Genomic DNA, 19,132 nt, shown 5'->3' on the forward strand with positions numbered 1-19,132 from the left:
TTATTGAGGCATAACAACCTCGGATGATCTCAGCGTTAATCGTCAGTTCAATTTGTTCCCAAGCTGTCCAAGTTGGTTTATTTGCCGTTGGCTTAATGCACTTGCGATAGTAATAGATATAGGGTTCAGTAATGGTACGCCCAAACAAAAATAATGTGTCTTCTGGGTTTGTGTCACCAACCTGACAACGGTAGCTTTCTACTATCTTTAGCTGGGCTAATTCAGCAAATTTTTCAAAGTAATTACGATAAGCTGTTTCAACGGAATCTACAGAAATCTCTGATTGTAATAACTCCTCTTCGAGTTCTTTAAAAATAGGGGTTTTGTTTTGTCTTAAACTGGGATCGATATAATTTTCGGGATACAAGAAAACTTTACGATTGGCTTCCCAGACCCGATAATTCATCATCCATTGCCACCAAATTTCGGGAATTTCCAAATTTGTTACACCTGGTTCTAAACCTATACGACAGCGATGTAAATATTGCTGAACGGAAAGGGTTGCTTGTAAGATGTAAGACGTGGAGATAATTCCTGATGTTTCAACATCCATCAGTAAATGTTGAGATAAGTCTCGTAAGTTCGCTTTTTTCTGTTTCCACAAGACAAAACTGGTCAAAGCATCACGCTTGGATTCATTAAGTTTAATTTCGATTTCTTCGTTGATTTTCACCCAGGTTTCCTCATCATAGTTGGCTTGGGTGATTTCGATGATAGTTTGAGCGAGTTCTTTATACTGCTGCCAATTTTCTTCGACAGTTAAATCTTTTAGTTGTAGCAACTTAACCAGGAAAGATAGTTTAATCCCTGTGGAGTTGCTGAACTCAATTTCTTTTTTTAGCTTGATAATCTCTTGAACAGAGTTAAAGATATCTAAACCTTTATCAGCATTAGCAAGATGAGCAAAAACTGCTTGAGGTTTCCATCCTGTAATCTGGAATAATTCTGAGAGCGCAATGACACGGAAAATATCAGAGATGGTTAAGGGGACCTTAGTAATTGGCTCAATTAGACCAGACAAGGTTTGATAGTGAGTCGGATTAAACTGGAGGTGATATTTCTCTTGGATTTGTTTGATTTTGCTGATTTTAACCAAAAAGTCTCCATTAATGTCTGTCGCCTTATCAGTCACCAACAACCAAGCTAGGGTTTCAAAGGACCAATTTAGTTTTTGAGCGAGGAAAACAAAGCGACGAATTACATCTAATTTTTTTAAGGTTAGATTGCTGATTTTTTTGCTTTTTTCTGGATTCGTTTCTACTACTATCTTCAGGGGTTCGCTGGATGACCAGGCTTGATTGATAGCAGCAATAAGATTTTCTAAGTCTTTCTCCGATAAATCAAGTTGCTCTCGAAAAGTCTCGACATTGGCCAGAAAATCAAGATGGTTTTCTGAGAGATAGGCTAGTCCATAAAATTTGCCTAATTCAACTGGCTTATCAACCAGGGAAGTAGTGATAAAATCATAGTCTTGATGGGAAAGACCGAGACGTTCTGTGATTGGTTTGATTTTCGCGATCGCTTCTAAGATGCCATCATTAATCTTAATGTGCTCAATGGTTTCTGTAGTACCAGGGTTTAATTGAGTTAGTACATGGCTTAGGTCTGCAAAAGACCAATCCAGCTTGTGAGCAAGAGTAATAAAGCGACTTAGATGGTCTAAAACCTGATTACTAAGATTGCCGATTTTTAATTCAGTTGTACATTCATCTATGAAAATTTCCTCAATCACAAGGTATTGGTTTTCTTGTAAAAAGGTAAATTCTGCGGTGGATAGTTTACTTTGTTGGCGGAATGTTTCTAGATCAGTTAATCCCCCAAAATCCTTAGTGGAGATGTCAACACCGTAAAACTGGTTGAGGGCTGCTAAATCCCCGATGGAATCAGAGGTTAAGAACTCATTTTCTTCAGGAGAAAGCCCCAATGCCTCTAGTCGGGTAGCTGCATTGTCAAATGCTTCCTCACGGAGGGAAAAGTAGCGGCTGAAGCGCTCTTCTACATCATTGAATTCTTTAACTAATTGCTTAAACTGACTGAGGTGTGTAACATCTTCTAAAGTTAGTTTTAGTAAATTGGTGAGATTATAAGCACCTGGATAGTCAACAATGTTTTTTAGCTCAGTTGCGCTCAGGGATAACTTTTCACTCAGTAGGGATAATCGCAAGCTATAGGTTAAGGTGCTAACCGTGGTTTGCCATTCTCCACTGGCTCTTGATACGGGGGTGAGTAGACGACTTTGCCAATCCACCTCCAACTGCTCCCCTCCAATTCCCCTCCTGGGAGGGGTTAGGGGTGGGTTAGGCTGGGAGTGGTTAGCCTGACTAGCTTTAGCACTAGAATAGAGCAAAGAAGTAACCAAACTAGCATCAGTTTTCAGGAAAGAGGCGAGTTTTTCTTCTAGTAACTGCTGTTGAGCGTCATAAATTTGGCTGAGTGTTGTTTTGATAAAGTCTCTGGCTGCTTGGGGATTCTCCACTCCATCTAAGTTGAGAGAGTTTAGAGAAGTTGCCAGCTCACGAGTTGAGACAATGCCAATTTGAGGAGTGCTTTGTAGGCTAGTAACAGTTGCAGCTAAGTCACTGCGTGGTTGAGAAAGTTGATGGATGGGACGAATGATTGTGTTAGTCAGAACATCATAGATCTCAACCTTTTTGCTCCAACGGTTCTGGTTGTAACCTCCAGCAAAAATTACCATATTGCCAGCACTAGCTGCTACTAGGGAGCTGCGAGGCTCACTGAGATTTTGGTGTGGTAACCAAGTGCCGGTAGTCGCATCATAAATATCGACTACATCGCTCCAGCCTCCTTCACCGTAACCTCCAGCAAAAATGGCTAGATTACCCACGCTGGTTGCGGCTAAATTTCCCCGTGGCTGAGATAGTTGTTTAGTGACCCATTGCTTTGTGCTGACATCATAAATGTCCACTACGTCACTATAACCATCTTGATTCCAACCTCCGGCAAAAATGGCTAAATTACCGACAGTGGTGGCTGCAATCTGATCACGAGCTACAGATAGCTTATTACTTGCAGTCCATTTTTTCCCTTCTTGCCCATCCCGGTTGTAGATATCAACCACATCACTGAACCCTTCATCACTAAAACCTCCGGCGAAGATTGCCAAGTTGCCTACGGTAGTGGCTGCAAGAGCTGATCTAGCTTGGGAAAGTTCACCTGGTTCTTTGAGCCAGGTTTTTTGACTGCCATCATATATATTGACTGCATCGGTGCGACAGTAGAGGAGATGGCTATATCCCCCAGCAAATATGGCTAAATTACCTACACTGGTGGCTCCTATGGAACTGCGCTGTTTCAAGGAGCGTTCTTCAGTCGTTTCCTCTATGGGTTGGGTACTCCACGTTTTACTAATGGCGTCGAAGATATCAATTACTTCGGCATCTGTATCTTCTTGATCACTATTGTAACCCCCGGCAAAAATTGCCAGTGTTCCCACGCTTGTGGCTGCACCACCTAACCGAGATTGGGAAAGTTGACCGGCATTCTTGGGTGTTAACCATTCTTTTTCATGGGCATCGTAAATATCTACGGTATTACTACCTTGGTCGGTAAGATACTGGTCGTGTCCTCCGGCAAATACGATCAAGCTGCCTACTGTAGTGGCTGCCGAACCAAATTGTGAAGGGAAAGGCTGCTGAGAAACTAATTTAATCTGATCTGTTGCGACTAATCGCTCGAAAATGTGGTTGGCTGTTGGTTGGGTAATCTCAATCTCATCATTGAGCAGAGATGCCGGGGTAATTAATAAAGGAGTTGAGAGGAACCACAGGTCTTCTACAAAGTTACGAATTCCCGTTTCTAGGTTATCCCAATTCAGATGGGAGTAGTATTTCTCAATACTTTGGCTCCGGGTTTGATTAACGATGTAGTCAAGTTCAGCAGGTTTTAGTCCAGAGGTTTTTAGCCATTCATTGAGGGAGGTGAGTTGAATAAATTTGTCTAAGCTAGGCTGATTGATATCGCTGTCATTTAGTTTTAATAGAATCTGATAGTCTTCTAGGCTTAATCTTAGGAGTTTGAGAATTTTAGTGGTGCGGAAAAGTAAGGATAAATTCTCAACGGTTAAGTCAACTTTATCTTCACCCCAAATGGCTTCAGCAATTTCTACCAGTTGATTCTCATTGATTTTCAGAGCGGTAATTAATCGAGTTTGACTAAATTCTTGGTTTTGTGTTGTTTCACTGTCAGTTCCTTGAGCAATTTTCCAGCTAGAAACACTATCTGTATAAAGTGGATTCTCTGGGTAGGTAGGATGATAAATTTGCGCTTCGGTTTTGGCAATGTGGGGATTATTAAAGATACGGTCAAAGAGGGGTTGAGATTTAGGAGAATCCTTTTGACCGACGGTTTTCATGTCGTACCAAAAGCTACATAAAACATCGAGGGTAAGTTTGTATTTGGTTTGGGCTTGTTTGATTTTGGCTAGTTGGGGGATTGTCTCAGTATTAATCTCGGTGCTGTTCAGAGATTTGAGTACCCAATCTAAATCAGTAAATGACCAATTGAGTTTTTTGGCAAGGCGGACAAAGCGATTGATTCTGTCTAATTTTTCTATGGTCATGCTGGCTGCATCACCATTATTGTTGATAAAAAATTTATCTCCTAACCCGTTTTCAAGTTCTTCGTTACTCAGGTTTTGATAGAGAAGTTCGGATATTTCTGGGACTGAAAGTCCTATTTTGCCAATAATTTCCTGAAACGATTCTTCTTCAAGATTTCCCTTGTCATTTACTTGAATAGTTTCAACTCCATATAATTTGCTGAGTTTATCTGCTTCACTTTCTAAGGTGGTGATGATTTGATACTCTTCATCAGAAAGTCCTAACTCTTCTCTAGCTACTTTTTCTTCCTTGGCATCAAAGGTTTTATAGATAGAGGCGAGATTGGTTTTGCGATTATCTAGATAGCTGCGAATTTGTTCCAGGGGAAAATTAAAAGGTAAGTTAAAGGGATACTTTGCTGTTGCGAGGGTTTTTAGAGCATCATCTCCTTCAATTTGTTTTTCGAGAATAGTGTTGATAATTTCTAGGGATGGTACTAAACCAGTGGTATTCTCACAAGTTAAGTCTATTTTTGCTAAGTCGGGACGGCGTTCATCAAGTTTTAAACCTTCAGGTATCGAATTTTTAGCTGTAATATATTGGTCAACAACCCTGATTAAATCAACAAAGTAGGCGGCTGGACTGTAAATTGAGTGACAATGTTCGCAACCAAAATAGTCCAAGTCCCCGAACATTTCTTGATAGCTGGGAATATTTCCAAATTCATTGATAATATCGTCATTGTCACTGTCGGCGATCGCGCTTACTCGCATTGCCCTAAAATAGGGGGAGGCTACGGTATCTTTAATATTTGCCCACAGCAGCATGGTTTTACCTTTAATTGCTGTAGCATTTTGATGGATTTTGCTGGCAGTTTCTGCTTTATCGCCGCTTACATCTTGAGGAAGGGTCAATTCGCTAAATTTTTGGATAAATTCATCTTCTGTTATTGAAGCGATCGCATGAGCCGAATCCCAGCTTTCATTGAGTAAAGCTTTGGCAATTCTTGGGTTATCATTCAGTCGTAATAATCGCTGGTATTTTTTTAATAACTCTAAAGTTGTTTCCCGATCTAAGTTGTCCCAGTTTAAATTTTTAGCTTGACCATTGCGAAAATTAAACTGAAGGATATCAAAATCGGGGTTTTGATTGTAGAAGGAATTGAGGTTATTGTCTGATATTTTTATAGTTGACATTTTAGTTTCCTGGTTTTTGTTAATAATTGAATTGTTCTGATTGCTTATGTTCGCTGCTCCAATTCCCCTCCTGGGAGGGGTTAGGGGTGGGTTTAGTGTCTTTAGGGAACAGACTGACTCAAAATCCAATCCTCAATCACCCTCAAAACCCCCTCCACCTCATCACAAACTTCCTCTTCCTGAAATCGCAAAAATCTCACTCCCAAAGACTCCAAACGAGCTTGTCTTTCCCTATCCCGTTCCTGTGCTTCCTCGCTATCATGGGAATAACCATCAATTTCAATTGCCAGCATCAGTTTTTTGCAATAAAAGTCAACAATGAATTGATCGATGGGGCGTTGGCGATCGAAATCATAGCCACACATTTGTTTTCCTTTTAGGTGTTTCCAAAGGGTGAGTTCACCTGGGGTCATGTTTTTGCGAAGTTGTCTGGCTCTCTCTTTTAATAGTGGGTTGTAGGGGATGATTTTGGTTTTCATGAGGGTGATAATGGTGATGTTTTGTTGGCTTGAGTAGGAGTCAACCCACCCCTAGCCAATCAACCACAAACCAACCCACCCCTAACCCCTCCCAGGAGGGGAACAAGAGAAGTCGCAATAATCGCTGGTACTTTTTTAATAGATCTAGAATTGACGGTTGCTCTAAGTCCTGCCAGTTTAATTGGGACAGTGCTGCTTGATACCTTAAATTGAACTTAAGGATGTCAAAATTATAATTTTGAGTGTAAAAGCGATCGAGATTGGGATCTGAAATTTTTATAGTTGACATTTTATTTTCCTCGTTTTTATTAATTGAACTGTTATAATTTGGTATGTTCCCCTCCAGTTCTCCTCTCCAATTCCCCTCCTGGGAGGGGTTAGGGGTGGGTTAGGTTTGATTTCGCACTATTGGGCATTTAAGTTTTCGAGGATTTTGTGTACCAAAAATTATTTTATTTCTGTATGTCGTGGTACAGCTACAGATAACAAAAGTTCGTTATCGAAGGCAATAATCGCTTCTTGGGCTGTTTTGCTCAATCTTTCTGGTTCAACTAACCACCACAACCAACAGTGAGTATCCAGTAATAATCTCAATCTTCTTCTCCTTCAAATAAGCGAATCAAATCTTTGTCAGGTTGGTTGAAATCATCAGGTACAGTAAATTGACCACGTAAACGTCCTGGAAGACGCTTTGAGAGTTGAGATTCTTGATACTGACTCAATAATGCCACTGGTTTTCCTTGATTGGCAATGACGATCTTTTCTCCCTGTTGCACTCGGACTAAAAGTTGCGAAAGTTGTGTTTTAGCTTGGTCAATATTGATTACTTCCATCTTCTTTATACTTAGTTGAATAAACTAGACTAACTATAACAACATTTTAGAGGAAATAGTTTATTTGTTGGATTGATTTTCCTTAACCCAACCTACAAGAGCAGGCGATTGGCCGTAGGCCACGCTACGCGATCGCACTTTAGAAGCGATCAAGATTGGGATCTGATATTTTTATAGTTGACATTTTACTTTCCTCGTTTTTGTTAATTGAATTGTTCTGATTTAGTGATGTCTGGCTTAATTTGGGTTTGATTTCGGTGCGTTAACGACAGTGTAACGCACCCTACAAGAGCGGGCGATCGCACTAAGTTTTCCCAGTTTAAATTGTCAGCTTGACCATTGCGAAAATTAAATTGAAGTATATCAAAATCGGGGTTTTGATTGTAGAAGGTATTAAGGCGATCGTCTGATATGTTTATAGTTGACATTTTAGTTTCCTTGTTTTTATTAATTGAATTGTTTTGATTTGGTAATGTCTGGCTTAATTCCCTTCCTGGGAAGGGTTGGGTTTGGGGTTCATTTCGGTGCGTTACACTGTCGTTAACGCACCCTACAAGATCTGCGATCGCACTAATGCCAAAAGGTGCGGTTCGGGGTGCGGTTCGGGGTGCGGTTCGGGGAGCGGTTCGGGGTGCGGTTCGGGGAGCGGTTCAGGGATTGAGATTGGAGTCTCCTAGACCCAGCGGGAGATCTAGCTGGAGAGTTATTAGAATCTTGAGCCTGTGTAGTGCTAGGTGGATAAACTGCCACGTCATCACCACCTTTCTTGAACTTATCTGTCAGTTGATCCCATGGCATCTGATTAAATCCATTTGTAGCGTTGGAGATTGCCCAATATTCTGATCTCTGAGAAAAAAGTGTCTTGAACTTTTGATTAGGACCATATACATTTACTGTCATTTTTTTTATTGTCGAGAGTGTTTCACCGAAAACCGAGACAAATGACTTGCCTCGCATCGGGAAACCTAACTTTTCCCATTTACTGCTATTTTCTCTCGCCTTTGCACCCACACCACAACTTAGCACAAAAAACTCTTTGACCTTATCTATCGGTAGCTTTAGCCCTTTTTCACGATTTAGGAGATATCTTGCAAAATTCTGCGCAGTGAATGCATGTGACTTATATTTATTGTTATCGCCTTGTTTGTACAGAGTGACTCCTCCTGATGGGTAGAGACCTTCGTAATCTCCATGTAAATTCAGATAAACTGTCCCATTGAATTCTTGTGAACTCAAGTCCTCATTGGACAAGGATTTGATGTTACTGTCAGGTATATTTAATTTTCTTGCTATATCTAGACTGTTTAATTTTTCAGGTTCATTTGCAATTTTTTCAGGTAAATCATGTATTGATTCATTTACCTCGTCGTATAAGAATAATGGATGTTTATTCGGTTGTGGAGGTGGGACTGGAGATGAAAACGTCTGCCGTTTTTCTCGATCTGAAACAGGGGACGAGCTTGCCATTCCCCCCACATCCACCAAGGTCACCGGATTCCCCCCCACAAATCCATACAAATTCAACCCATCCACCGTCCCCGCCGGATCTGGCTTCAACCACCGCCCCAACCAAGGCGCATAATACCTCGCACCGTAATAGTAAAGCCCAGTACTATCATCCCTTTCCTTCCCGCTATAGCGATATTCCTTTAGCTTCACCTCCTGCTGACTCTTACCTGCAATAAACGCAGTTCCCCCATAGGGAAAATACTCCTCATAACTAATAATCTGAGCATCATCATCAATTTCCAAAGCAACAGAACCCAGGTGATTATCCAGTTGATAACGTAGCTTTCTCGTCCCCACTTGCTCAACTTCCCGTTGCAAATCATCCTGCTCCCAATAATGGAAAATCGCCACACAGGTTTCATCATCCATCACTCTCAGGGTTTGCCGTTTTAGAATCGTATTTTCATTTTGTTGCAAGCGTTTAATTTCATAATTACCCAAATAGATTTTTGATTCCTTCTGAATCACCGCACCACCATTTACCAAACGCTCCGACACCTTGCGAGTTCGCATTTCCCCACTATCATAGGTGTAATAATCGCTATCATCAGGCTGTCCCTCACGTTCGATAATCCCAGCTTTAACTAAATTTTCACAGCAATTAAACGTCAAGCTCACCGTACTATTACCATTAAGCTGTTGCTGATTTCCGGAACGGTCATAAGTAATAGGTAGGGAATCAGTAAACCCATTCTTACTGCTAACAGATTTCAACCGATTGGAATCCGGCATAATTTCCTGAGTTCTCGTCCAGGAATTGGATGCGGTATGAGTGGTTTTAATTAAATTGCCCGCATCATCATAAGTGTAACTTTCCCGATAGTGTTCCAAGGCATTACTATCACTCAGAGGAATAAACTTACTCTGCTTAAAGTCCCCATCTTGGTCATTATTGTGATGAGTCCTAGCATTAATCCCCGGATGCTGCCTGCCATTGGCCTCAATCAGACGGTATAGGGCATCATAGGTATAGTCGGAAAGAGGCTCTACTTTTTGATTGTTGTAGAAAACCGTTGCATAAGTATTATCCTTGAGACGAGTAATATTCCCCACCGGGTCATAGGTATAGGCAATATCCTGAATCACAGACTTGCGTTGCTGCCCTCGACTATCTTGATTCGACCTGGTACTATACAGCTTAATTAAACGCCAAGTTGTCTCCTCGTAGCTATAACTTGTCTTCACCCCATTGCCATAGTCAACAGCAACCCTTTGACCTTTAGCATCGTATTCAATGTCATTGATAATGGGCTGTAATGTGCCATCTGGTAAGGTTACTGTAATCTTTTCTAACAACCCCAACCGATTGTAATTATTTGTCTTTATAGAACCATCAGGTGTCGTTTCAGCGATTAACTGTTGGATCCCATTAAAAGCAAAACTGCTGGTATAACTTTCGGTTTCCAATTCAACGGTATCATCCCAGTTAACATAATCCTGGTAATTTATCGTTAACTGTCGAGTTGTTTCTAGACTATTTCCTTGGAGATTGTATGTGCTGTTAGTAATTACCCCAGATTGGTCGCGCAGTTGATAAAGTTGTCCTCGCAAATTAAAGTCTTCGGCATTGGGTTGGCTTTCCCCATAAATGAATGTTTCAACTACATTATCAGTAGCAATAGTTCCATCATTCTTGATACCTTTCGTTCTAATTTTGACCTTTCGTTGCAACTCATCATAATAAATGACCTGGTCAAAATTTCTGGGACTGCGATTCCATAAGTGATTCCCCATCGCATTATCCAGACTGAGGTTAACCCCACCATCGGTGCTGTCTGTAACCAAAGGATTTACAGGTTCTTCTTCACTACCTACTCTCAGGCCATAGCGATATCGAAAATTATAATAAGCTGTCCCCTGAGTGAGATTAGAAGCATAGAGTCGAGGATCGATAGATTCAATTAACCGTCCTTGAATATCATAGTTATAGTAAGACGTTAAGCCATTGTCATTTACTAGAAAAGCCCTACCCAAACTATCCAAAATCCTAATTACAGGAGTATCATCAAATACCGCCGCTTTCTCCAAAGCATCTTTTTCATTGCGTTGCGCTTCTGTAGGATTAGTTGGATAATTTTCCAGGAAATTTTTATAGAAACTGGAATCTTTTACCGTATCATTTTCATCGTAATTCTTTTCTTCCCAAGGCGTAAATTCAACCTTACTGAAAAATCCCTTAGCAGTTTCCGTGCGAATTACTCGTTCGAGGGGGTCATAATAGAGAGTATCAGACACCCCAAACTGATTAAGGGTCTCATTATCCACATATTCATAAGTATTCAGATAATAAGGTTCATATTGCTTAACCGGATTACCCTTATTGTTATAAACTGTGCGTCCAGACGTTAACCAGCGCTCCTCCGCTATTCCCCTCCTTGGAGGGGTTAGGGGTGGGTTAGGAGGGGTTAGGGGTGGGTTAGGTTGGGTTAGGTCAAAGGCCAGTCCACCCTCCACCTTCACCTTACTTTGTAACTCCCTACCAAACCCATCACTATAGGAAATATTGGTTAGGATTCGAGCATTACCATTATTAGGATAATCTTCCGCAATTAAATTAACAGCATGAACCGGAACATTATTTTCTTTCCAGGCCAACAAATCGTAATAAAAATAGCTAGCAGCACCCTGTAAATAATCCTGGGGATTCGCCATCAATTCTGCTAACTCAGGCAACTCCTTAACCTGATAGTCTTCCAGTGGTGCAAAACCCTGAGACTCCCCATTTTCAGTTCCATAAAAAGAGGTAACAACTACCATCCCCATGGGGTCAAACAGCACTTCAGAAATATTTTGATTAATATCCCGGATTCGCTGGGTTTGAAGCGTCTGATAATCGACCTTTTCCACCACCATTTCATTATTTAAAGCATCCGTCACCTTTACGGTCAGCAAATTATAAGGGTCATAGTCATAAGTAGTAGCATTCCCAAAGGGGTCGATTGTCGCTTTCGGGAAAAAGAATTTGTCTGCACTATTGTAAGTTTGGGTTAATCCTGGATTCCACCAATAATTTTCTTTGAGTTGATACCCCCCTTCCCTAGAAAGTAAATTTTCCAATTGGTCTTGATTTAAGGCGCTGGTAAATGCTTCTTGAACCTGTTCCCGATCAAATTCAGCAACTTCAGTTTGATAGAGCAAAGCTTCCGGACTAACTTCTCCCAATGGCAAGGATTTTTCTTGTTCCGGCGACCAATAATAATGACGTTGCCAAGTCAATAACCGAGACGGATCAGACTCTAAAACCTGCTCTAAATAATCATCAACTTCAGCAAAACTAAAATATTGCTCTCCTGAGTTTAACGTGAGATTAGTAATTTCATAACTCTTATTTTCTAGAGGAACACCAAGTAAATTAATATCTTCTTCCCTAACATTAATAAACCGATTCTCCTCACTTATTACCTTCAAACTCAGTTGTTCAGGTCTTATATTCCCCTCCTGGGAGGGGTTAGGGGTGGGTAGGTTAGGGGTGGGTCTCCTGCCATAAGCCACCGTACAAGAACGAAGCACATTCCCGTAGTCATCCACTTTCAAAACAAATTGATGACTAATGCGAGGGTCTTTTTCATTACGTTCATACTGATAGCTTAAGGTCTCCCTTGGTTCAACAAAATAAACCCCATATTTGTTATCCCCTTTCGGTTGCAATAACTTAACGTGATAATTCGTTTCAGTCACAGCGTAGGGTTTATCTTCCAAATCAGAACCATCTAAGCCATAAACCTCTTCCCTCAGCACCATTCCTTTTAACGTCCAGTACGCTTGACGACTGGTTTCTGCATCTACTTCCCCGTGCAAATCTGCAAAGATACTATCGGGGAATTGATAAGCTTGACTATCCCCCTGAAAATACTCCTTTTCATACTGGCGAGACAAAGAACCATAACGCTGCCAAGCTCCCGTATGATACCAAGTTTTAGTTAATATGGGCGGCACATAAAAATCTGTTCCTTCCTCTTGCTCCCCCCTTACTAAGGGGGGCTGGGGGGGATCGGTTACTAAGGGGGGCTGGGGGGGATCATCTTTCAACAAATCCTCTAAGGTTTCCGCATCCCTGCGCTCAACCAATCCAAAACCGCGAAATTCCCGCTCAACCCCATCATAATAACCGTGATGATAAGCATAGGAACTGACCATTTTGGAACCGGAAATCAGGTCAAAACTTTCCGTCTTCTCCACCACCTGCACCGGAAACGGTAAATTAACAATCCAAGGGTTACCCTTCTTTTTATCTTCCAGGTAAAATTTAGTGGAACTGCAATAGGTAATAGTCGATTTTGACCCTAAATTGTTGTTAATCTCATTTAACAAATAGGGTTTGCGACGCTGACAAAAATCGTAACACCAGTGGCGGGGTTTAATATGGTTGTCGCTAAACACCAAACAGGTTGTACCATTGCCATATATGTCAGCAAAACGAATTTGGTTTAAGGGATCCCACTTGGAGGGGAACCCACCCCCAGCCCAACCCACCCCTAACCCCTCCGAGGAGGGGAACTGGAGGGGAATAGTAATCGGCTCACTAAAACTATTCCCACTTTGGTTAAACCAAATCTCCACCCGATCGGAATGGACATAAATCAAATCAGCCGTACCAGAACCATCCAAATCTGCGAGAAATAACCGTGAAGCGTCCATCTGCTTGCCAAAACGGGGAGCATGATCCAACAGCACCCGCTGACCAAACTTGCCATAGCCTAAACTTGGCCAGCACTCCACCATGCCATTAGTAACGCGCACCAAGTGCTGCATCCCAGTGCCAAATATATCCGTAAATTGCCAAATTTCCGACTCTGACCCCTTCCGAACCAAAGGAATGTCATTTTTCTTATTTCGACTGAATGGGCTACCAAAGCCTTCTTTCCCTTTACCTGGATAAATCCAAATGCGATCGCTATCCATCCGCAAAATATCTGTTAAGCCATCCCCTGTCATATCCAACAGTTGATTTTCTGGGTTGTTAAAGTCGGTGGGAAACGAAGGAAATGTCTGGAAACTCTGCCAAGTGCGATCGCTATTCGCCTCATAATACCCGGTAGTCGTTCCCCTACTCACCACCAAATTCATTTGACCATTACCTGTCAAATCCATCAATCGCTGAGTCGCCCCCTGGACATTGCGTTCAATGGGGAAAGCTTGGGGAGTTTGGGGTGGGCTATAGCTGACTGCTGCTCCATCCTTTCCGTTTTCCTTGGCTTCCGGCTCCCAATAGAGAGTGGTTTTACCGTCACTGTAGAGAATACCCGGAATACCTTCCCCATATAAATCAATCAGAGAATAATTCGGAGGTAAATCTATACCGGGTAAAAACTCACCCTTTTCTGACAACAGAGGCTCAAAGGCATGATTTGTTGGTTTAAATTCGGTATACTTAAACTCCAAAGGCGGCAAACTTTTGGTTTGATATTTGCCATTCTCATAGCTATAGCCAACAGATTCAACCCCAGTCATCAGGCTAACTATAGGTGTTTCATTATAGGAGAAACGAGTCCCATTAACAAGGATAGGTTCACTACCAAATTCTGCTTCAAAGCGATGGAACATCAAGATGCTGCGACACAGCCGATGGGTGCGAATTTCAAACCCAGCATGGTAAGTAGAAAACGAATCTTGGCGATTAATCCACGATTTAACTGGACGATAGGGAGTGTCGGAGTCTAGATTATACTCGCCATAATCAAACACCACTTCAAACAACCATTGTTCTGCCTGATTTTGCCCTTCCTGAAAGGGAGTAACATTCCCGTACTTGATGCGTTCAATATATTTATTAGCAGTTTGGCTGCGGTTGATCTCACAAAGGTCATTTGGTACGTTATCTATATTTTCTGACTTGTATTCATAGACAACGCGATCGCCTGATGCATTAAACGTTTCTGATAGCAGCCATTCAAAGATATGACGATGATTTTCTGGGTCAAAAATTCTACTATTCTCGGTTTTGCCAAAAATACTAGTAACATTATCACTACTGACTACCCGCCAAAAAGAATCTCCCTCCGGTGCAATCCACTGTTCAATGTGGGCAAATAATCCTTCCGTGCGGGGACGATAAGAGATAACCGTGTAATTGATATTGTTTGCGATCGCCTCTCGCTTACCCCCTACAATCGGAACTAAATCATCCCCATTAAAAATTAAAAAAGTATCAGAACCATCGTATTGTGGCAGTCCCTTTGACGTTTTGCAAGAAATCTTCGGAATAGAAAGATTGAACCCCAAACCAAAGCTTCCGTTTCCACTACCAGAACTGTAATCAACACTAATTTTTGGCTCAAATCCGCGACATGAGGAGGTTCCAATCGGAATAGATAGGGAAGCGGTTCCAGTGAATTCTGAAGCTTGAAATGTTTCTCCTATACCTTGGATTGCTCCTCCACCTTTGGGAAGAGAAACCTGAGTCGCAGTAATTTGGTTTTCCATAGGGGTAAGCCTTAGAGTTTAGGCATTGTAGTCTTGATACTAATGCTGATTTTAATGTTGTCCTGGAACTTGGAAGACACAGGTATTCTAGTATTTGTAAGCGATAAATTTTACCTTTTACGGTAATGAATTTAAATCAATACATTAGACCTCTTGCAAAAATAAATATGAAATCAAAATCTATTCCTTTTGCCTTTTGCCTTGTCTTCACCCACGGTTTATGAGACTTATCCAAGAGGTCTATTTACATAATCTCAGATCTAACCTGGCTTGACAGTACCCTTGAGGGTACCTTTTCAGCAGCTGAATTATGATGGCATAACCTTCAGGGGTGACAACCAGGCTAAAAATGGCTTGGAGTAAGCTTTGGAGCCATGCTATTCCCAAAAAAGGGAGCAGATAAGCGGAATGTCGGGTTAACTTACCAACTTGCTAACCTACCCTACACCGAACGCCAAGGGCGAACAACTTGCTAACCTTGGCCAAAAGGCCACGCTACGCGAACAACTTGATAACTTGCCAACCTTGGCCAAAAGGCCACGCTACGCGAACAACTTGATAACTTGCCAACCTTCAACTTACAAACCTTCAACCTGCTAACCTTCAACTTGATAACCCTTCCTTATATCCCATGACTTTTTCCAATTACCCAATGACGGCGGAAAAAACGAGAAAGAGCAGACTCTTTTAAGGATAAATAAATGGGACGCCCGTGGGGACAAGTGCGAGGGTTTCTAGTCTTTTTCCACTGATCTAATAACTGCTGCATTTGTGATAAACTTAGGGGGATACCATTGCGAATTGCACTGCGGCAGGCAGTTGCGACTTGAGCGGTTTGTAAGTCTCCTCCTAAACTAAGTTCTAATAGGGCTTTGGCACAATCGTCTCGCTCGCGCAATAGTTCTGGTGCATTCCGTACTGCCCACAGCTCTTCTCCAAAGGGGTCAACGTCTAAACCAATGCGCTGTAGTTGTTCAACCTGCTTAGGGGATAATTGCTGGAGAATGATGGGAGGTTCTAAGGGGACTAACTGCCAGCGATCGCATAATTCTTCATACAACACCCGTTCATGGGCAATGTGCTGTTCAATTAACCAAATACCAGTTGGATGCTCGGCTACGATATACATATTATGAAGCTGAGCCACGGCTCGCAGTTGGATTAGCCCAATATCATCGGTTTTGCTATCAGTTTTGTCAGTAATTTCTTGAGTGGCTGCTATCCCTTGAATTGAACGACTGGTGATGTAACCTCCTCTAGCTTCCGATGTTTTGAGTAACTGTTTTACCCTGTTAGAGTGAATCGCTTCTGGCAGAGTGGCTGGAGTGATTCGCAAAGCGTGCTCGATAGCTTCAGCAACTTGCTCTTGCCAGTAAGATACCGAGTGTAAGTAAATTTCGGTCTTGGCTGGATGACGATTCCAGTCGATTTGACTCGGACAAATCCGCAGGTGCAGGAAACAAATGGGATAGCGATCGCGAGGCAAGGTTCGAGCTAATGCTGTGATCATGGTTTGTTCCAATTCATGCGATCGCACAATCCGTCCATTAGTCGCTACCTTTACCCAGTCTGCACGTCTGCGATGGCATCGGTCCGGTAATCCTAACACTAGCTCCATCAAACCATTTCCGACATTTCCCTTGGTGGTTTTATCCTGTTCTTGTTCTGTTGCGGAATCCGGTATGGGCACCTCTAGGGTTAGGGGCTGCAAATCACTTTCCTTTAACTGCTTGATAATTTGAGGCAGAATCTGTTGGGCAGTATGACCAGGACAAAGATTAAACCATGGACGTCCATTTTGCTCCACTTGCCAGCTCACCCTAGGATGACACAGAGCATGTTGATGAATAATGGTTTGGACAGCACGCAACTGTTGTGCCATCGCCGGTAAACCCTGACGACGCACGGGGAGCTTACCAAATAAATCAGACACGATCACAATCGTACCGGGTGCGATCGCAGCAGTTTCAATCTGACGCAGTTCACCTTGGGAATTATAAATTACTCGCCACCCCTGACTATTTCCTGGACATCGGCTCAAAATTTCTAACTCTGCCACAGCCGCCAAACTATGCAACGCTTCCCCACGAAATCCCAAACTAGTAATCTTCCACAGATCATCACTACTAGAGATTTTGCTAGTACTGTGGGCAAAAGCCGCTTTTTGCAAATTCTTTACCTCCATCCCTGTGCCATTATCTGCCACTCGTACCCGCCATTGCTCAGTCCACAGGGAAACGGTAATCCGAGTTGCCCCAGCATCAAGGGAATTTTCGATCAGTTCTCGCACCACTGCGGCTATTGAATCAATGACTTCCCCAGCAGCAATTAGATGAACTACGTTTTTAGGTAGGGTTTGAATAATCATTTCAGGGAATCGGGAATTGGGAGTAGGGAATCGGGAATCGGGAATCGGGAGTAGGGAATCGGGAGTAGGGAATCGGGAATCGGGAATCGGGAATCGGTAAAAAATTGTACCTCATAAGTAGGATAAACGCTATATAGTTAATTTTTAATTAATTTTGTATAAAAGACAAACGACAACAAACAATTTTACTATAAATAATGTTATTAAACGGATTTACCTTAGTTCGATAGAACCAACGTGATCCAGGAATTAAGAATTTGGAGGATCGCGTCATTCCAAATTAATTAATAATTATTTACCCAATAATTATTAATTCATTAGCGTTTGCTCAGCCATACAATTTTAGATTATATCTCAACAATATTGAGGAGTATACTAATTAAGTAATTATGGTTAGTTATCTTAACAATAAAACTGCCAGTTTATGACCTATAATTTAGATTTACTGCTATAGGATGTTGTGTATATAATCAAAAGTATTGCTGATCTAGCATAACCCTAAAAAAATATCCGAATGAGTCTGATAATTTCTAGATGAGCTACAGTCAATTTTCTGCCCTCTACTCCCGATTCCCGATTCCCAATTCCCGATTCCCGATTCCCGATTCCCGATTCCCGATTCCCGATTCCCGATTCCCGATTCCCAATTCCCGATTCCCGATTCCCGATTCCCAATTCCCGATTCCCGATTCCCGACTCCCTACTCCCTAACGAAACAATGAACCAACAACGACAAAAACCCCACTACTCCATGTGTCAGGGATTCCGTATTCCCATGGGATTTCCGGTAACCTGTTTTGAATCTGGACTCAGTTACAATGCTCAACCGGAGGATAACTTTATTGTTACTTATCCCAAATGTGGCACAACTTGGGTTCAACATATTGTCTGGATGCTACACCATGATGGCATACCCCTACCTGTGGGCAAAGACATCAATTTGGAAGTACCTCATCTCGAAGAAGTGGGTGCTGATTTTGTGGCAGCCATGCCATCCCCAAGGTTTATTAAAACTCATCTTTCTTACTCATTCACCCCTTACTGTGCTGATGCCAAGTATATCTATATTGCTCGCAATCCCTTTGATTGTGTTGTTTCTTTTTATTACCATACTAAAGGGTTTGTGAAGCACTATAATTTTGCTGAAGGAACCTTTAATGATTTTTTTGAATGCTTTATTGAAGGGGAAGTTGATTGGGGCGATTATTTCGAGCATTTACTGTCTTGGTATGACCATCGCCAGGATGACAATGTTTTGTTTATCACTTACGAAGCTATGAAAGCTGATACTCCCAACTATATTCGAGAAATTGCTAAGTTTTTAGGGAGTTCATACCTAGACAAACTCAATAATGCTGAAATTTTCAATAGCATTCTTAAACACACCAGTTTTACCAGCATGAGCCAAGACCAAAGTCGGTGGTCGAGTCAGCGACCTAAAGAAATGACACCGTTTATCCGCAAAGGAGAAATCGGAGATTGGAAGAATCATTTTTCTGACGATCAAATAGCCCGTTTATATGATAAATTTATAAAGAAGACTGCTGGAACAGATATAGCAATGTTGTGGGCTGATTTGATTCCCAGTAAGCATTCAGCCGTCAGCAGTCAGCCGTCAGCCGTAGCCCATAAGCTGACAGCTGATAGCTGACAGCTGATAGCTGAATAATTACCTGTTCCCTATTCCCTGTTCCCTATTCCCTGTTCCCTGCTCCCTGCTCCCTACTCCCTACTCCCTAAAACCCAACAATTTTTACCTCAACCA

Annotated in this window: 11 protein-coding genes; 3 read left to right on the plus strand and 8 right to left on the minus strand. The window is 41.9% G+C overall.

Annotation, left to right across the window (positions count from 1 at the left end; translation table 11 throughout):
• The 7 genes from F6J94_RS13060 to F6J94_RS13090 all read right to left on the minus strand — a co-directional run.
• Positions 1–5,755, minus strand: a 5,755-nt coding sequence (locus F6J94_RS13060; RefSeq protein WP_293040608.1) for a neuraminidase-like domain-containing protein, incomplete at its 3' end; no start/stop codon positions are given.
• Positions 5,756–5,856: 101 nt separating this feature from the next.
• Positions 5,857–6,234 carry an endonuclease domain-containing protein gene (locus F6J94_RS13065; RefSeq protein WP_293040613.1) on the minus strand — a complete coding sequence of 126 codons (378 nt, stop codon included), beginning with the start codon at positions 6,232–6,234 and terminating at the stop codon, positions 5,857–5,859.
• 40 nt (positions 6,235–6,274) lie between these two features.
• On the minus strand, positions 6,275–6,523 hold the full coding sequence (locus F6J94_RS13070) for a hypothetical protein (RefSeq protein ID WP_293040618.1): 249 nt from the start codon (positions 6,521–6,523) through the stop codon (positions 6,275–6,277).
• Between the two features lie 158 nt (positions 6,524–6,681).
• Positions 6,682–6,828 (minus strand): hypothetical protein, encoded by a 147-nt coding sequence (locus F6J94_RS13075; protein ID WP_293040624.1) that lies wholly within the window; start codon positions 6,826–6,828, stop codon positions 6,682–6,684.
• Entirely contained in the window at positions 6,825–7,067 is a 243-nt protein-coding gene (locus F6J94_RS13080; protein WP_293040627.1) for a type II toxin-antitoxin system Phd/YefM family antitoxin, read from the minus strand. The genes F6J94_RS13075 and F6J94_RS13080 overlap by 4 nt, the downstream gene beginning before the upstream one ends.
• Before the next feature lie 203 nt (positions 7,068–7,270).
• Positions 7,271–7,495 (minus strand): hypothetical protein, encoded by a 225-nt coding sequence (locus tag F6J94_RS13085; RefSeq protein ID WP_293040631.1) that lies wholly within the window; start codon positions 7,493–7,495, stop codon positions 7,271–7,273.
• 142 nt (positions 7,496–7,637) lie between these two features.
• Positions 7,638–14,999: a SpvB/TcaC N-terminal domain-containing protein gene (locus F6J94_RS13090; protein WP_293040636.1), complete on the minus strand. Its 7,362-nt coding sequence runs from the start codon at positions 14,997–14,999 to the stop codon at positions 7,638–7,640.
• Between the two features lie 429 nt (positions 15,000–15,428).
• On the opposite strand from F6J94_RS13090, the gene F6J94_RS13095 reads away from it, so the two are divergent.
• Positions 15,429–15,599: a hypothetical protein gene (locus F6J94_RS13095; protein WP_293040640.1), complete on the plus strand. Its 171-nt coding sequence runs from the start codon at positions 15,429–15,431 to the stop codon at positions 15,597–15,599.
• Positions 15,600–15,621: 22 nt separating this feature from the next.
• Here the strand turns inward: F6J94_RS13095 and mutL are convergent, their stop codons facing one another.
• Positions 15,622–17,367 (minus strand): DNA mismatch repair endonuclease MutL, encoded by a 1,746-nt coding sequence (mutL, locus tag F6J94_RS13100; RefSeq protein ID WP_293040643.1) that lies wholly within the window; start codon positions 17,365–17,367, stop codon positions 15,622–15,624.
• Positions 17,368–17,901: 534 nt separating this feature from the next.
• Between mutL and F6J94_RS13105 the strand changes: the two genes are divergently transcribed.
• Positions 17,902–18,078, plus strand: coding sequence for a hypothetical protein (locus F6J94_RS13105; RefSeq protein ID WP_293040646.1), 177 nt, complete (start codon positions 17,902–17,904; stop codon positions 18,076–18,078).
• A gap of 7 nt (positions 18,079–18,085) precedes the next feature.
• On the plus strand, positions 18,086–19,018 hold the full coding sequence (locus F6J94_RS13110; RefSeq protein ID WP_293040649.1) for a sulfotransferase domain-containing protein: 933 nt from the start codon (positions 18,086–18,088) through the stop codon (positions 19,016–19,018).
• Positions 19,019–19,132 lie beyond the last annotated feature (114 nt).

This window comes from Moorena sp. SIO1F2, assembly GCF_010672755.1.
Classification (GTDB): domain Bacteria; phylum Cyanobacteriota; class Cyanobacteriia; order Cyanobacteriales; family Coleofasciculaceae; genus Moorena.

Coding starts and splice junctions, on each gene's coding strand:
- F6J94_RS13110 (WP_293040649.1), top strand. CDS start 18,086: ATGAACCAACAACGACAAAAACCCCACTACTCCATGTGTCAGGGATTC.
- F6J94_RS13080 (WP_293040627.1), bottom strand. CDS start 7,067: ATGGAAGTAATCAATATTGACCAAGCTAAAACACAACTTTCGCAACTT.
- F6J94_RS13090 (WP_293040636.1), bottom strand. CDS start 14,999: ATGGAAAACCAAATTACTGCGACTCAGGTTTCTCTTCCCAAAGGTGGA.
- F6J94_RS13070 (WP_293040618.1), bottom strand. CDS start 6,523: ATGTCAACTATAAAAATTTCAGATCCCAATCTCGATCGCTTTTACACT.
- F6J94_RS13105 (WP_293040646.1), top strand. CDS start 17,902: ATGAGCTACAGTCAATTTTCTGCCCTCTACTCCCGATTCCCGATTCCC.
- mutL (WP_293040643.1), bottom strand. CDS start 17,367: ATGATTATTCAAACCCTACCTAAAAACGTAGTTCATCTAATTGCTGCT.
- F6J94_RS13065 (WP_293040613.1), bottom strand. CDS start 6,234: ATGAAAACCAAAATCATCCCCTACAACCCACTATTAAAAGAGAGAGCC.
- F6J94_RS13085 (WP_293040631.1), bottom strand. CDS start 7,495: ATGTCAACTATAAACATATCAGACGATCGCCTTAATACCTTCTACAAT.